Here is a 15,281-nt window from a genome sequence, read left to right as displayed (position 1 = left end):
GCCTAGCGGAATTGAGCCAAGAACCGCAGGTCGTTGTCGAAGAACAGACGCAAATCGTTGACGCCATAGCGCAGCATGGCCAGGCGCTCGGCACCCATGCCGAAGGCGAAGCCTTGATACTCTTCCGGGTCGATGCCGGACATGCGCAGCACGTTCGGGTGGACCATGCCGCAGCCCATCACTTCCAGCCAGCCGGTCTGCTTGCACACGCGGCAGCCGTTGCCGGAACACATCACGCACTGGATGTCGACTTCGGCGGACGGCTCGGTGAAGGGGAAGAACGACGGGCGGAAGCGCACGGCCAGTTCTTTCTCGAAGAACACCCGCAGGAACTCTTCGATGGTGCCCTTGAGGTCGGCGAAGTTGATGCCACGGTCGATCAGCAGGCCTTCGACCTGGTGGAACATCGGCGAGTGGGTGATATCCGAGTCGCAACGGTACACACGGCCTGGGCAGACGATGCGGATCGGCGGCTGGGTGCTTTCCATGGTGCGCACCTGTACCGGCGAGGTGTGGGTGCGCAGCAGCATGTTGGCGTTGAAGTAGAAGGTGTCGTGCATCGCCCGGGCCGGGTGGTGGCCGGGGATGTTGAGCGCTTCGAAGTTGTGGTAGTCGTCTTCCACCTCTGGGCCTTCGGCGATGCCGTAGCCGATGTGGGTGAAGAACTGCTCGATGCGCTCGAGCGTACGGGTGATCGGGTGCAGCCCGCCGGTGGTCTGGCCACGGCCTGGCAGGGTCACGTCGATGCATTCGGCGGCCAGGCGAGCGTTGAGCTCAGCCTCTTCAAAACCGGCCTTGCGTGCGTTGAGCACGTCGGTGACGCGTTCCTTGGCGTCGTTGATCAGCGCGCCAACCTTGGGGCGCTCTTCGGCTGGCAGGTTGCCCAGGGTCTTCATCACCTGGGTCAGCTCGCCTTTCTTGCCGAGGAATTGGACCCGGATCTGTTCCAGGGTAGTGATGTCTTCAGCGCGTTCCACGGCCTCGAGGGCTTGGGCGACCAGCGCGTCCAGGTTTTCCATGTACAGACTCCAGATACGAAAATAGGGGAAGAGCTTTTGAAGGCTCTTCCCCTATCCGATGACGTTTTACACCCGACGGCGCAGGCGCCGCCGGATGATTGTCGTGGGTACTTAAGCCAGTACGGCTTTAGCCTTCTCGACAATCGCAGCAAACGCCGCTTTTTCGTTCACTGCCAGATCGGCCAGAACCTTACGGTCGATTTCGATCGACGCCTTTTTCAGGCCAGCAATCAGACGGCTGTACGACAGACCGTTGGTGCGGGCACCGGCGTTGATACGAGCGATCCACAGTGCGCGGAACTGACGCTTCTTCTGGCGACGGTCGCGGTAGGCGTATTGGCCTGCCTTGATGACCGCCTGCTTGGCAACGCGGAATACGCGCGAGCGTGCACCGTAGTAGCCTTTAGCCAGTTTCAGAATTTTCTTGTGACGCTTACGAGCGATGACGCCACGCTTTACACGAGCCATGAGTAACTTCCTCTATCTTTGACCGAAATTAACGTACGCGCAGCATGCGCTCGACTTTTGCAACGTCAGACGGGTGCAGCAGGCTGGCACCGCGCAGTTGACGCTTACGCTTGGTCGACATTTTGGTCAGGATGTGGCTCTTGAAAGCGTGCTTGTGCTTGAAGCCGGAAGCGGTTTTCAGGAAACGCTTCGCAGCACCGCTCTTGGTTTTCATTTTTGGCATGTTGGAACTCCGCATTCGATAAAATTACACAATAATCATCAGGCCTGCCGTGCCCGGGAGATTACTTCTTCTTTTTGGGGGCGATGACCATCATAAGCTGGCGTCCTTCCATCTTCGGATGCTGCTCAACGGTGCCGTAGTCGGCGAGGTCGGTTTCGACCCGCTTCAACAGCTCCATGCCCAGCTCCTGGTGGGCCATCTCACGGCCGCGGAATCTCAGAGAGATCTTGGCCTTGTCCCCATCGCTAAGGAAACGTACCAGGTTGCGTAGTTTTACCTGGTAATCCCCTTCTTCCGTCCCTGGACGAAACTTGATTTCTTTGATCTGGATCTGCTTCTGGTTCTTCTTGGCTTCGTTGGCCTGCTTCTTCTTCTCGAAGAGGTGCTTGCCGTAGTCCATCACCTTGCAGACGGGCGGTTGCGCGTCTGCAGAGATTTCCACCAGATCCAGCTTCGCTTCATCAGCGATACGCAGCGCTTCATCAATCGAGACGATGCCAATCTGCTCGCCGTCAGCACCAATTAACCGAACCTCGCGTGCCGAGATATTCTCGTTGATCGGGGCTTTCGGTGCAGTTCGTTTATCGTTTCTCATTTCACGCTTAATAGTCATTACTCCGATTCTTGGCGACCACGCCGGGAAACCGCTTGCGACAGCAGCTCAGCGAACTGCGCGACGGGCATCGAGCCCAGGTCTGCGCCTTCGCGGGTGCGCACAGCGACGGTTTGCGTTTCGACTTCGCGATCCCCTATAACCAAAAGGTAAGGGACACGCAGCAACGTATGCTCGCGGATTTTAAAGCCGATCTTCTCATTTCTCAAGTCCGACTTGGCACGGAATCCGCTACCGTTCAGGGCTTTTTCCACCTCGAGGGCGAAATCGGCCTGCTTGTCGGTGATGTTCATGATCACGGCTTGGGTCGGGGCGAGCCAGGCCGGGAACACACCGGCATAGTGCTCGATCAGCATGCCGATGAAGCGTTCGAACGAGCCGAGGATGGCGCGGTGCAGCATCACCGGGCGCACGCGGCTGTTGTCTTCGGCGATGTAGCTGGCGTCCAGGCGCTCCGGCAGGTTCGGGTCGTACTGCAGGGTGCCGCACTGCCAGTTACGGCCGAGGCAGTCGCGCAGGGTGAACTCGATCTTCGGGCCGTAGAACGCGCCCTCGCCCGGCTGGTATTCCCACTCCAGGCCCGACTCGTTCAGGGCGTCGGCCAGCGCGCCTTCGGCGCGGTCCCACAGCTCTTCGGAGCCCACGCGCTTGGCGGGGCGGGTCGAGAGCTTCATGGCGACGTCGGTGAAGCCGAAGTCCTTATACACATCGAGCGTGAGCTTGATGAAGTCGGCGGCTTCCTTCTTCACCTGGTCTTCGGTGCAGAAGATGTGCGCGTCGTCCTGTACGAAGCCACGCACGCGCATGATGCCGTGCAGGGCGCCGGACGGCTCGTTGCGGTGGCAGGCACCGAACTCGGCCAGGCGCAGCGGCAGGTCGCGGTAGGATTTGAGGCCCTGGTTGAACACCTGCACGTGGCACGGGCAGTTCATCGGTTTTACCGCGTAGTCGCGGTTTTCCGACGAAGTGGTGAACATGTTCTCGGCGTAGTTGGACCAGTGGCCGGAACGCTCCCAGAGGATGCGGTCGACGACCTGCGGGGTCTTGATCTCTTGATAGCCGTTTTCACGCTGGACCTGGCGCATGTACTGCTCGAGCACCTGGTACACGGTCCAGCCGTTGGCGTGCCAGAACACCATGCCAGGCGCTTCTTCCTGCAGGTGGAACAGGTCGAGCTGCTTGCCGATCTTGCGGTGGTCGCGTTTTTCGGCTTCTTCGATGCGCTGGATGTAGGCGGCCAGCTGCTTCTTGTCGGCCCAGGCGGTGCCGTACACGCGTTGCAGCTGCTCGTTCTTGGCATCGCCGCGCCAGTAGGCGCCGCTCAGCTTGGTCAGCTTGAACGCTTTGAGGAAACGGGTGTTCGGCACGTGCGGGCCGCGGCACATGTCGACGTATTCTTCGTGGTAGTACAGGCCCATGGCCTGTTCATCCGGCATGTCCTCGACCAGGCGCAGCTTGTAGTCCTCGCCACGGCTGGTGAACACGTCGATGACTTCGGCGCGCGGGGTCATCTTCTTGACGACGTCGTAGTCCGTGTCGATCAGCTGCTGCATGCGCTTTTCGATGGCGGCGAGGTCGTCCGGGGTGAAGGGACGCTCGTAGGCGATGTCGTAGTAGAAGCCTTCGTCGATCACCGGGCCGATCACCATCTTGGCGGTCGGGTACAGCTGTTTCACCGCGTGGCCGATCAGGTGGGCGCACGAGTGACGGATGATCTCCAGTCCCTCTTCATCTTTGGGGGTGATGATCTGCAGGGTGGCGTCGTGGTCGATCTTGTCGCAGGCATCGACGAGTTTGCCGTCGACCTTGCCGGCGAGCGTCGCCTTGGCCAGGCCTGCACCGATCGAGGCGGCGACTTCGGCTACGGATACCGGCTGGTCGAACGTGCGTTGACTGCCATCGGGAAGAGTAATAACGGGCATGGCGCCTCCTCTCCTAGTGGTGACCCCTACCAAAGGTCACGTGGGTTGGGATGAGCCAGTACAAGATCCGCCCTGCCTTTCCCGGGGGAAAGCCTGCCTCACAGTGGCAGAGACCTGTTCGGTCTGCCAGGGACGAACCAGAGTGACTGGAAGGTAAAAGTTGCAAGCCGCCAGTGGCGAGCCGCAAGCCGAGCATGCTAGCACGCAGGTTGCACCGGAAAGCAGAAATATTTGGAAATTACGGCCTTGGGGTGAACTTGTACGGAAAATTTTCTATCAGACCTTCTGAAGCAACCTACTCTTGATGAGACCTTAACCTAAGGAGTGTCTGGTTATGCGACTTCAGTCCCTTCTGGCTGCCTGCGCCGCGAGTACCCTGCTGCTGCCTCTGGCCGCCCATGCAGGCAATTTCCCAGCAGGCAAGGAAGCGGCCTACATGACCCAATGCCAGCAAGTGGCCATGGGCCGGGGCCTGGACACGGCAAAGGCGAAGAAGCACTGCGAGTGCGGCGCCCAAACCATCAAAAAGAATTTCAACGACAAGGAGATCGAGGACCTCGACAGCCAGGACGGCGTGGATGCCAAGCTGATGCAGGAGGCCCAGATGGCCGTGCAGGCAGCCTGCAAGTCGAAATAGAGGGGTCGCGGGACGATTCGGCGCATCTTTTGCGCCAGATCAACATCCTGCGAAGGTAAAAGGCGCTAGATGCGCAGAAATGGACTATGATGTCGCCGGTGCACCTGTAGCCTCGGCAACATCGCACTTCGATAAAAATCATGTTTCTGGAGATTCACCTCATGTCCAATCGCCAAAACGGCACCGTCAAATGGTTCAATGATGAAAAAGGCTACGGCTTCATCACCCCAGCAGGCGGCGGCGACGACCTGTTCGTACACTTCAAGGCCATCGAATCCGACGGCTTCAAGAGCCTGAAAGAAGGCCAGGCTGTTTCCTTCGTTGCCGAGAAAGGCCAGAAGGGCATGCAGGCTGCACAGGTTCGTCCGGAGTAATTCGGATAGCTGTAAAAAAACCCGCCACTTGTGGCGGGTTTTTTTATGGGGCGCGTTTCGGTTTTTTGCGAAACGGCCCTCTGTCTGTAGGAGCGGCTTCAGCCGCGATGCAGGCGATACAGTGCGAATGGCACCCGCGTTGCGGGTGATCGCGGCTGAAGCCGCTCCTACAGAGGTAACAGAGGTAGCGCCGGGCCTCAGGTCAGCCGCAGTTGACGCGGGTTACCACGCCCTTTTCGTCGACATTCAGGTTCAGCCGCTCGGAGCGGTATTCCAGGGTGATCACGTCGTGCGGGGTGAGGACGCGCGCCATCTGCGAACCGCTGGCCTTGCGCGCCTGATCCAGCAGCGCTGGAGTGGCTTGCTTGCCGACAGCGAAGTCAGCGCCGCTGGCCTCGCAGCGGCCGTCGTTGCCGACCGGGGCGCTCGGGGCGCTGCCGCCGCCCGAGGAGCCGCCAGTGCTGCAACCTGCCATTACAGTGGCCAGCAGCAGGGTCGCCAGGGAAGCGCGGGTACGGAACATGAATCCTCCTAGATCGATCTGGGTACTGCCTTATCCGACAGTACCGCGGAATGTTTGTTGCAAAACTGCACGATTCTGCCCGAACTCGCCATTTGACGCGAAGGGCAATCGTGACTGGATTTTGCATCAAACCGTAGGTTCGGCCAGATGCGCCGCTTATACCTAAGTCGCAGGCCGCTTGACGCAAAGGCATGATTAACTGCAAGAAGTGGAGCGCGACACGCCTCCCCTTCGAACGCCAGGACGCGGTATTCGACCTATCACCCAGGCCACCATGAGAACCGCCCCATGAGCAGCCACAGCATCGATGCCGACATCAAGGTCAAGTGGGACGAAGGCCAGAGCGCCTACAGCCCGGGCACACCTGAGGAACTGGTCCTGATCGCCATCGACCTGCTGGTACGCGACCTGGGCGGCGAGGCGGCGCGCAGCTTCATCGAGCAAGTGCTCGAACACCACGCGCCGCAGGGGGCTATTTCAATCGAGCCAGCCGTGCGCTGAGCAGGTCGAAGAAGCCCTGGGCATCGCCCTCCTTCACCCACATCACATTGGCCGGCCGCTTGAGCACGCCGTACCAGTCGGCGACGGTCTGGCCGAAGGTCGGGCCTTCACGGCTGTCGACGGCCAGGTACACCTGGCGGCCCTTGAACAGGTCGGGCTTGAGCAGGTAGGCAATGACGCTGGCATCGTGCACCGGGCCGCCGGGGATGCCGTAGGTGTCCATGTCGTACTTGATGTAGGCGTCGAGGATGTCCACCACCAGCTTGCTGGCATGGTTGTTCACCGCAGCCAGTTGCTTGAGACGCGCGTCGCTGGTGAGCACCTTGTGGGTGACGTCCAGCGGCAGGTAGGTGAGCTTGACGCCGCTGGCCAGCACCACTTCGGCAGCGTGAGGGTCGGCGAACAGGTTGAACTCGGCGGCCGGGGTGATATTGCCGCCGTTGAAATGAGCCCCGCCCATCACCACCACTTCCTTGATGCCGTTGACGATCTCGGGCTTCTGGATCAGCGCCAGGGCCAGGTTGGTCTGCGGGCCGAGCATGGCGATGGTGATGCTGTGGGGCTCGGCGGCGCTCAGGGTGTCGATCAGGTACTGCACGGCGTTGCCCTTGGCCAGGGGCTTTTTCGGTTCGTGGACCTGCACGCCGGTGAGGCCTTCCTCGCCGTGGACGTTGGCGGCGTAGATGGGCGTGCGCACCAGCGGGCGCCCTGCCCCGGCGTACACCGGAATTTCTTCGCGACCACCCCACTCACGGGCCAGGCGGGCGTTGCGCGAGGTTTTTTCCAGGCGCACGTTGCCTGCGACGGTGGTGATGGCGCGGATCTTCAGCTCTTCGGGGGACGCCATGGCCAACAGCAGTGCCACCACGTCGTCGGCGCCGGGGTCGGTGTCGATGATCAGGTCGCGGGGGGCGGCCTGCAGGGCGGTGGCGGCTAGCGCGGACATGAGGACGGCTCCTTGGAGCAGGCGTTTGAGGGACATTCAGCACTCCTTGTTGCTAGGGATGGTTTCAACAGGGGCCGCTTTGCGGCCCTTTCGCGGCACAAGGCCGCGCCTACAGGAATCGCATCGCCCCTGCAGGAGCGGCCTTGTGCCGCGATCGAGGGCGCAGCCCTCGCATTCGATCTCAGAAGGTAACGCCAGCCACCAGCGCGATATTGCTGTAGGGGCGGCACTCACCGGTACGAACCACGGCCCGCGCCTGCCGGCACAGCGCCTTGAAATCGGCATGGTTCATCACTTCCCGCTGGCCGATCTCGCCACGGGCATGCAGCTGTTCAACCTCGATCAGGCCCAGCGGCGCGGCCTGGAACATTTCCTCGGCCAGCACATGCCGCTCCACCTGCATCTCGCTCAACACCACGCGCAGCACGCTGGCGAAGTCCGGGATGCCAGGGGTCAGCGCCAGGTCGATAAGCTCCACGCCGGGCGGCACCGGCAAACCGGCATCGCCAATCACCAGGATGTCGCCATGCCCCAGGCCGGCGATGGTCCGCGACAGGGCGATATTCAACAGCGGCGTCTTTTTCATGGCGCCAACTCCTTCAGGTAGGGTATCGATGGCTGCGCGCCGGCACGGGTCACCGACAACGCGGCGGCACGCTGACCAAAGACGATCGCCTCCTCTTCCAACAAGCCGCGCGCCAGGCCTGCGGCAAAGCCACCGACGAAGGTGTCGCCCGCCGCCGTGGTGTCCACTGGCTGCACACGAGGCGCCGGGAAGTGCCGACTGCCGGCAGCATCGACCAGCAGCGCGCCGTCGGCGCCCAGGGTGACGATCACCTTGCCCGCCCCCAGCTGGCGCAGGCGCTCGGCGGCGCGACGGGCGCTGTCCTGGTCGCTGACCGGCACGCCGGCCAGGGCCTCGGCCTCGCTCTCGTTGGGGACCAGGTAGTCGATATGGGCGAACCACTCCGACGGCAGCGGGCCGCTGGCCGGCGCCGGGTTGAGGATCACCGTCTTGCCCAGCTCGCGACCACGGGCCAGGGTCCAGGCCACGGTGGCGCTGGGCACTTCCAGCTGGCAGATGATCACTTCGGCCTGTTGCAGCAGGGTGTCGAAGCGGCGCACCGACTCAGGCCCGAGCAGGCCGTTGCCGCCCGGGATGATGACGATGGCGTTCTGGCTGGCGGCGTCCACCACGATCAGCGCCACGCCGCTGGACACGCCCTCGCACACGCTCACGCCCTGGCAATCGACGCCCTCGGTCTGCAGGGCCTGGCGCAGCTGCTGGCCGTAGGCGTCGTCACCCACATTGCCGACCATCGCCACGCTGGCGCCCAGCCGGGCCACGGCCACGGCCTGGTTGGCGCCCTTGCCACCGGGGGCGGTGAAGAAACTCTCGCCGGCCAGGGTCTCGCCCCCTCGGGGCAGGCGCTGGGCGCGGGCCACCAGGTCCATGTTGAGGCTGCCGACCACTACCACCTTGGCATCCATGGGTATTCCTTAACGGTAATCGTTGAACAGGTCCGGGCGCGGCCCGGTGGATTCGCGCAGGACAATGCGCGGGGCGACGATGCGCTGCTCGGCGCCCTCGTGCTGGCGCGCGCCGATGCGCGACAGCAGCAGGCCCGCGGCGCTTTCGCCGAGCTCGCGGATCGACTGGCCGACCGTGGTCAGCGCCGGGTACACGTAGCGGCTGAGCTCGATATCGTCGAAGCCGATCACCGACAGCTCGCCCGGCACGTCGATGTTGCGCTCGGCGGCGGCGCGCAGCACGCCGAAGCCGATCATGTCGTTGGCGGCGAAGATCGCCGTGGGGCGCTCGCCGTCGAGCAACCGCGCCGCCGCCGCATGGCCACCCGGGCTGGTGAAGTCGCTGTGCAGCACATGCCCCTTGGCCACTTTGACGCCGGCTTCGTCCATGGCGCGGCGAAAGCCCGCCAGGCGCAGCTGGCTCACGCCGGTGTCGGCGGGGCCGGCGATGGTGGCGATCTCGCGATGGCCCAGCTCCAGCAGGTGGCGGGTGGCCAGGTAGGCGCCGTGCTCGTGGTCGATGCGCACCAGGTCGGCGGCCACGCCGTCCAGGGCGCGGTCGACGATGACCATGGGCGTGCGCACGCCGCCGAGGCTGTCGAGCAGGTCCTGGTCTTCGCCCACCGAGGCGACGATCAAGCCGTCGATGCGCTTTTCCAGCAGCACGCGCAGGTAGCTGCGCTGCTTCTGCGGGTTGTCGTCGGAGTTGCACAGGATCACGCAGTAGCCATTGCGCTCGCAGGCGTCCTCGATACCCCGGGCCAGCTCGGCGAAGTACGGGTTGACGCTGTTGGGCACCAGCAACCCAATGGTGGCGGTGCTGCGGGCCTTGAGCGAGCGGGCCACGGCGCTGGGCACGTAGTCGAGCTCGGCGATCGCCGCCTCGACCTTGAGCCGCACGGGCTCGCTGACCGGGCGGGTCTTGTTCAGTACATGGGACACGGTGGTGTAGGAGATACCCGCCAGTGCCGCGACATCTTTGATGGTTGCCATGGTTTCAGTTCCGCCGGTTCGCGCGCCGGCTGCGGTAAGTGTCGAGCACCACGGCGATGACGATGACCGCCCCGGTGATGATGCGTTTGGTGGGTTCCGAAGCGCCGATCTGGGCCAGGCCCGCGGCCAGCACCGAGATGATCAGCACACCGAAGAAGGTGCTGATGACCGAGCCGCGCCCGCCCATCAGGCTGGTGCCGCCGATCACCACGGCGGCGATCACCTGCAGCTCGAGGCCGGCGCCGGCATTCGGGTCGGCGGCCTCCAGGCGCGAGATCTGGAACAGCGCGGCCAGGCCGGCGAGCACGCCCATCAAGGTGAACACCAGGATCTTGTACGGGCGCGGGTCGATGCCGGCCAGGCGCACGGCCTCTTCGTTGGTGCCGATGCCGATCAGGTAGCGGCCGAACACGGTGCGGGTCAGCACCAGCTGGGCCAACACGATCACCAGCAAGGCGATGATGAAGGCCGGCGAGATGCCGAAGGCGATGGGGTTGGAGAACCAGGCGAAGGCATCGCCGATGTAGGCGGTGCGCGAGTCGGTGAATTGGTAGGCCAGGCCTCGGGCCATCTCCAGCACGCCCAACGAGACGATGAACGAGGGGATGCGCCAGGCCACGGTGATGCTGCCGGTGATGCTGCCGGCCAGCGCCGCCACGGCCATGCCGAGCAAGGCGGCGGGCAGCACGCTCCAGCCCCAGCCGAGAATGGCCACGCTGACCGTCGAGGCGGCCAGGGCCAGCACCGAGCCCACCGACAGGTCGATGCCGCCGATGATCAGCACGAAGGTCATGCCCACCGCCAGCACCATCAGGTCGGGTATCTGGTTGGCCAGGGTGCTGAAGGTGGCATAGGAGAGGAAGTGGCTGCTCAGCATCGAGAACAGCACGATCATCGCCAGCAAGGCGCCGGCCAGGCCCAGGTAGGTACCCAGGCCATAGTAGTTGCCGCTGCGGCGGGCGGGCGCTGCGCCCGGGGTGTCGAGTGTGGTTTTCATGCATCCATCCTGGGGGCTGCGTCGTGCAGCAGGGCATCACGTTTCTGGTAGCCGGCGAAGGCGGCGGCGAGCAGCTGGTCCTGGCTCCAGTGGTCGCGATCGAAGGTGTCGATCAGGCGCCCGGCCGAGAGCACGGCGATGCGGTCGCAGATCAGCATCAGCTCGCGCAGGTCGCTGGACACCACGACGATGGCCTTGCCTTGGCGGGCGAGCTCGGCGAGCAGGCCATAGATGTCGAACTTGGCGCCGACGTCGATGCCGCGGGTGGGTTCGTCGAACAGCAGCACCTGGCAGTCGCGCTCCAACCAGCGGCCGATCACCACCTTCTGCTGGTTGCCACCGGACAGCTCGCCCACCGCTTGCGCGGGGCTGGCGCTGCGGATGCGCATGGCACCGATCTGACGCTCGGCCAGTTCACGTTCGGCATTGCTGTCGAGCACCCCGGCGCGAGATACGGCACCCAGGTTGCCCAAGGCGATGTTGGCGCTGATCGACTGGGTCAGCAGCAGGCCTTCGCCCTTGCGGTCCTCGGTGATCAGGGCAATGCCCGCCTTGACCGCGGCCTTGGGCGAGTCGATAGCCACCGGTTGTGGCGGTTGGCCAAGGGCGACCTGGCCGCTGTCGGCGCGGTCGGCGCCGTAGATCAGGCGCAGCAGCTCGGTGCGCCCGGCACCGATCAGTCCGGAGATACCGAAGATCTCCCCTGCCCTGACCTCGAACGACACCTCGCGCACCTTGTCGCCACGGCTGAGCTTGTCGACCTTGAGCAACGGCGCGCCGATGGTGCGCAGGCCCAGGTCGATATGTTCGCCCAGCTCGCGGCCGACCATCAGGTTGACCAGTTGCTCGCTGTTGTAGCGCTGGATCGGCTCGGCGCACACCAGCTTGCCGTCGCGCAGCACAGCGATGCGCTGGGCCACGCGCTGCAGCTCCTCGAGACGGTGGGAGATATAGACGATGGCCACGCCGCGCTGGCGCAGGCGTTCGATCTGGGTGAACAGCAACTCCACCTCGCGGGCGGTGAGCATGGCCGTGGGTTCATCGAAGATCAGCACATGGCAGTCGCCGATCAGGTTGCGGGCGATCTCGACCATTTGCTGGTGGCCAATGCCAAGCTCGCCAACGGGCGTGTCTGGGTCGATGGCGTCCAGGCCGACCTGGGCCATGGCCGCGATTGCCAACTGGCGCAGGCGCTTCTGGTTGACCCAGCCGAGACGGCTGGGCAGGTTGTCGAGGAACAGGTTCTCGGCCACGGTCAGGGTGGGCAGCAGGTTGAGCTCCTGCATCACCATGCGCACGCCCAGGCGCTCGGCCTCAGCCCGGCTGGCGGGGCTGTAAGGCTGCCCGCGATAGGTCATCTGCCCGGTGGTGGGGACTTCCAGGCCACTGATCAACTTGGACAGGGTCGACTTGCCCGCGCCGTTCTCACCGGTCAGGGCCAGCACTTCACCGCCGCGCAGTTCGAGAGTGACGTCGCCGAGCACGGGCTGGGCGTAGGTCTTGCCCAGGCCGCTGACGGCTAGCATGGTTTCATTGGCCGGTACTGACATGGCCATTTCTCCTAGATAGACATACCACCCCTGCAGGAGCGGCTTCAGCCGCGATCACCCGTGAAGCGGGTGCCAGGCAGCGCATTGCCCGCATCGCGGCTGAAGCCGCTCCTACAGTCACTGGGTGATCAGCTCGACCGGGGTCTGGATGACGTTGTCGGCATCCACGCCGGGCTTCTCGCCTTTGAGCATCTTCAACGCCGCCTGGATGCCGAACACCGCCTGCTGGCTGGCCGCCTGGTCGAGGGTGGCGAGCACGCGGCCGTCCTTGAGCATCGGCTTGATGGCATTGATGTTGTCGTAGCCGACCACCTGCACCTGGCCGGTCTTGCCGGCGGCACGCACGGCCGAGACGGCGCCCAGGGCCATGCTGTCGTTGCCGGCCAGCAGCGCCTTCAATTCGGGGTATTCGTTGAGCATCGAGGCGGCCACCGCGTTGCCCTTGTCGATCTCCCAGTTGCCGGACTGCACCGAGACGATCTTCATCTGCGCGGCCTCCATGGCGTCCTTGAAGCCGGCGGTGCGCTGCTGGGCGTTGGTGGTGGTTGGTACGCCTTCGATGATGCCGACCTGGTCGCCGGCCTTGAGCTTCTGCCGGGCCAGGTAATCGCCGACCAGGCGCGCGCCCTTGCGGTTGTCCGGGCCTACGAACGGCACGCTGATGCCCTTGCTCTTGAGCACATCCGGGTCGAGGCGGTTGTCGATGTTGACCACGGTGATGCCGGCGTCCATGGCCTTCTTGATCACTGGCACCAGCGCCTTGGAGTCGGCCGGGGCGATGACCAGGGCCTTGGCGCCGGTGGCGATCATCTGTTCGACGATGCGGATCTGGTTGCCGGTGTCGGTCTCATCCTTGATGCCATTGGCCACCAGTTCGAAGTCGTTCGGGTGGTCTTTCTGGTAGGCCTTGGCGCCGTCTTCCATGGTGCGGAAGAACTCGTTGGCGAGGGATTTCATCACCAGGGCGACCTTGGGGGCGTCCTCGGCGTGGGCGGCGGACATGGAGAAGAGCAGCGAAGACAGTACGGCGAGGGCCAACGGACGGCCAGAGAACGGCAGCTTCATGGAAATGACTCCGAATCTTGTGATTTTTATCGGATCGCAAACGTTTGCGGTACCCAACTATGGAAACAGACGCCGCTTTTGTCAAACCCCCGCGCAGGCCGCCCCAGGCTGCGCCGGTCGGATTATCCGCAATTTATCCGAAAAACCGAACACCTTTTCCTGCAAATGTTCGGAAAGCCGAACGCGGGCGGCCTTTATGACTTTGCGGTCAGCTCCTGATATCCCCAGTCTTTTCAGGGGATATGAAGATGAAATACGACGAACGGTAGTTGCTGGTACGAAATCTGCCTTTGCAGAAGTGCGACATAACGCACATCTCACCCAGGAAGAGAGAAGCAGAAATGATGAAATCCGCATTCCAGACCTTCGCACCGGGCGCCCTGGCCCTGCTGCTGGTCCTGCCGACCTCGGTTTCCGCCAAGGAAGCCGCGCAACAACAGAAGCTCGCCAACGTGGTGATCCTGGCCACCGGCGGCACCATCGCCGGCGCTGGCGCCAGCGCTGCCAACAGTGCCACCTACCAGGCCGCCAAGCTGGGCATCGACAAACTGATCGCCGGCGTGCCGGAGCTGCAGGACCTGGCCAACGTGCGCGGCGAGCAAGTGATGCAGATCGCCTCCGAGAGCATCGGCAACGAAGACCTGCTGAAACTGGGCAAGCGCGTCGCCGAGCTGGCCGACAGCAAGGATGTCGATGGCATCGTCATCACCCACGGCACCGACACCCTGGAAGAGACCGCCTACTTCCTCAACCTGGTAGAGAAGACCGACAAGCCGATCATCGTGGTCGGCTCCATGCGCCCGGGCACCGCCATGTCCGCCGACGGCATGCTCAACCTGTACAACGCCGTGGCCGTGGCCAGCAGCAAGGATGCCCGCGGCAAGGGCGTGCTGGTGACGATGAACGACGAGATCCAGTCGGGTCGCGACGTGAGCAAGGCGGTCAACATCAAGACCGAAGCCTTCAAGAGCCAATGGGGCCCGCTGGGCATGGTCGTGGAAGGCAAGTCGTACTTCTTCCGCCTGCCAGCCAAGCGCCACACGCTGAACTCCGAGTTCGACATCAAGACCATCAGCAGCCTGCCGGCCGTGGATATCGCCTATGGCTACGGCAATGTCACCGACACCGCCTACAAGGCCCTGGCCCAGGGTGGCGCCAAGGCGATCATCCACGCGGGTACCGGCAATGGTTCGGTGTCGTCGCGCGTGGTGCCGGCACTGCAGGAGCTGCGCAAGGACGGCGTGCAGATCATTCGCTCCTCCCACGTCAACCAGGGTGGTTTCGTACTGCGCAACGCCGAGCAGCCTGACGACAAGAACGACTGGGTCGTGGCCCATGACCTGAACCCGCAGAAGGCGCGGATCCTGGCCATGGTGGCGATGACCAAGACCCAGGACAGCAAGGAGCTGCAGCGGATCTTCTGGGAATATTGATCGGCGCTTGAAACAAGCCGGTGTGTTGCCTGCACCGGCCTCTTCGCGGGTAAACCCGCTCCCACAGGCCCAGCACAAATCCTGTGGGAGCGGGTTTACCCGCGAAAGGGCCAATACAGAAGGCCCAGTAATGGAACCAATCCCTCTACCACGGTCTTATAGGGCTTTCGCCCTACCTGATGTTGCGAAATGGCCTACAGTCAAATACTGTATGCACATACAGCAAAACAAGGAACAGCCCCGTGGCCAACCCCTCTTCCGCCTCGCCAAGCAGTTATGAGCAACTGGGTCAGCGCATCCAGAAGATCATCAACAGCCCGATCGCCCAGCGCAGCCGCGCCGCGTTGATCTTCCGCCTGGAGCACGAGTCACCCGACGACTGGGAAACCTTGCTCGGGGAAATCGCCGAGAACGACAACGTCACCCTCGCCCACCGCGACGATGGCGGCGTGCAGATTTTCTGGACCGTGCCGAAGGAAGACTGACC

At 63.5% G+C, this 15,281-nt stretch carries 18 protein-coding genes; 5 read left to right on the top strand and 13 right to left on the bottom strand.

Annotated elements, in window-relative coordinates; all coding sequences use genetic code 11:
- Positions 1–2 precede the first annotated feature (2 nt).
- The 5 genes from pheS to thrS form a co-directional block, all read right to left on the bottom strand.
- Positions 3–1,019: a phenylalanine--tRNA ligase subunit alpha gene (gene pheS, locus JYG34_RS09625; RefSeq protein WP_213660465.1), complete on the bottom strand. Its 1,017-nt coding sequence runs from the start codon at positions 1,017–1,019 to the stop codon at positions 3–5.
- A gap of 111 nt (positions 1,020–1,130) precedes the next feature.
- A complete protein-coding gene (rplT, locus tag JYG34_RS09620) occupies positions 1,131–1,487 on the bottom strand; it encodes a 50S ribosomal protein L20 (RefSeq protein WP_003250671.1) in 357 nt (118 codons plus the stop codon).
- Between the two features lie 28 nt (positions 1,488–1,515).
- Positions 1,516–1,710 (bottom strand): 50S ribosomal protein L35, encoded by a 195-nt coding sequence (gene rpmI / locus JYG34_RS09615; protein WP_003250667.1) that lies wholly within the window; start codon positions 1,708–1,710, stop codon positions 1,516–1,518.
- A 61-nt stretch (positions 1,711–1,771) separates the two neighbouring features.
- The gene (gene infC / locus JYG34_RS09610; RefSeq protein ID WP_213660464.1) at positions 1,772–2,323 is read right to left on the bottom strand and encodes a translation initiation factor IF-3; all 552 of its coding nucleotides are present in this window, start codon (positions 2,321–2,323) and stop codon (positions 1,772–1,774) included.
- Entirely contained in the window at positions 2,323–4,245 is a 1,923-nt protein-coding gene (gene thrS, locus JYG34_RS09605; protein ID WP_011533206.1) for a threonine--tRNA ligase, read from the bottom strand. Before thrS ends, infC begins: the two co-directional genes overlap by 1 nt.
- Positions 4,246–4,579: 334 nt before the next feature.
- Between thrS and JYG34_RS09600 the strand changes: the two genes are divergently transcribed.
- Positions 4,580–4,882 (top strand): hypothetical protein, encoded by a 303-nt coding sequence (locus JYG34_RS09600; RefSeq protein WP_213660463.1) that lies wholly within the window; start codon positions 4,580–4,582, stop codon positions 4,880–4,882.
- Positions 4,883–5,043: 161 nt separating this feature from the next.
- Positions 5,044–5,256, top strand: coding sequence for a cold-shock protein (locus tag JYG34_RS09595; protein WP_194790438.1), 213 nt, complete (start codon positions 5,044–5,046; stop codon positions 5,254–5,256).
- A gap of 202 nt (positions 5,257–5,458) precedes the next feature.
- On the opposite strand, the gene JYG34_RS09590 is transcribed toward JYG34_RS09595, so the two are convergent.
- A complete protein-coding gene (locus JYG34_RS09590; protein ID WP_213660462.1) occupies positions 5,459–5,779 on the bottom strand; it encodes an I78 family peptidase inhibitor in 321 nt (106 codons plus the stop codon).
- Positions 5,780–6,067: 288 nt separating this feature from the next.
- Here JYG34_RS09590 and JYG34_RS09585 point away from each other — a divergent pair, with 288 nt between their 5' ends.
- Positions 6,068–6,280, top strand: a complete 213-nt coding sequence (locus tag JYG34_RS09585) for a hypothetical protein (protein ID WP_213660461.1) — start codon at positions 6,068–6,070, stop codon at positions 6,278–6,280.
- Here the strand turns inward: JYG34_RS09585 and JYG34_RS09580 are convergent.
- The 7 genes from JYG34_RS09580 to JYG34_RS09550 form a co-directional block, all read right to left on the bottom strand.
- Complete coding sequence (locus JYG34_RS09580; RefSeq protein ID WP_213660460.1) at positions 6,252–7,262, bottom strand: nucleoside hydrolase; 1,011 nt, start codon at positions 7,260–7,262, stop codon at positions 6,252–6,254. The genes JYG34_RS09585 and JYG34_RS09580 overlap by 29 nt on opposite strands.
- Positions 7,263–7,407: 145 nt before the next feature.
- On the bottom strand, positions 7,408–7,812 hold the full coding sequence (gene rbsD / locus JYG34_RS09575) for a D-ribose pyranase (RefSeq protein ID WP_213660459.1): 405 nt from the start codon (positions 7,810–7,812) through the stop codon (positions 7,408–7,410).
- Positions 7,809–8,717 carry a ribokinase gene (gene rbsK, locus JYG34_RS09570; protein ID WP_213660458.1) on the bottom strand — a complete coding sequence of 303 codons (909 nt, stop codon included), beginning with the start codon at positions 8,715–8,717 and terminating at the stop codon, positions 7,809–7,811. The genes rbsD and rbsK overlap by 4 nt, the downstream gene beginning before the upstream one ends.
- 9 nt (positions 8,718–8,726) lie before the next feature.
- Positions 8,727–9,749 (bottom strand): LacI family DNA-binding transcriptional regulator, encoded by a 1,023-nt coding sequence (locus JYG34_RS09565; protein ID WP_213660457.1) that lies wholly within the window; start codon positions 9,747–9,749, stop codon positions 8,727–8,729.
- 4 nt (positions 9,750–9,753) lie between these two features.
- Positions 9,754–10,746, bottom strand: coding sequence for an ABC transporter permease (locus tag JYG34_RS09560; RefSeq protein WP_011533197.1), 993 nt, complete (start codon positions 10,744–10,746; stop codon positions 9,754–9,756).
- Positions 10,743–12,296, bottom strand: a complete 1,554-nt coding sequence (locus JYG34_RS09555; RefSeq protein ID WP_213660456.1) for a sugar ABC transporter ATP-binding protein — start codon at positions 12,294–12,296, stop codon at positions 10,743–10,745. The genes JYG34_RS09560 and JYG34_RS09555 overlap by 4 nt, the downstream gene beginning before the upstream one ends.
- A 117-nt stretch (positions 12,297–12,413) precedes the next feature.
- Positions 12,414–13,361 (bottom strand): sugar ABC transporter substrate-binding protein, encoded by a 948-nt coding sequence (locus tag JYG34_RS09550; protein WP_213660455.1) that lies wholly within the window; start codon positions 13,359–13,361, stop codon positions 12,414–12,416.
- A gap of 344 nt (positions 13,362–13,705) precedes the next feature.
- Here JYG34_RS09550 and JYG34_RS09545 point away from each other — a divergent pair, with 344 nt between their 5' ends.
- Both JYG34_RS09545 and JYG34_RS09540 read left to right on the top strand, forming a co-directional pair.
- The gene (locus JYG34_RS09545) at positions 13,706–14,794 is read left to right on the top strand and encodes an asparaginase (protein WP_213660454.1); all 1,089 of its coding nucleotides are present in this window, start codon (positions 13,706–13,708) and stop codon (positions 14,792–14,794) included.
- Between the two features lie 242 nt (positions 14,795–15,036).
- Positions 15,037–15,279, top strand: coding sequence for a DUF1654 domain-containing protein (locus JYG34_RS09540; protein ID WP_213660453.1), 243 nt, complete (start codon positions 15,037–15,039; stop codon positions 15,277–15,279).
- Positions 15,280–15,281: the final 2 nt, after the last annotated feature.

Origin of the sequence: Pseudomonas entomophila (genome assembly GCF_018417595.1) — a bacterium.
Taxonomy (GTDB): Bacteria; Pseudomonadota; Gammaproteobacteria; order Pseudomonadales; family Pseudomonadaceae; genus Aquipseudomonas; species Aquipseudomonas entomophila_C.
This window is presented reverse-complemented; position numbering and strand designations above follow the sequence as displayed.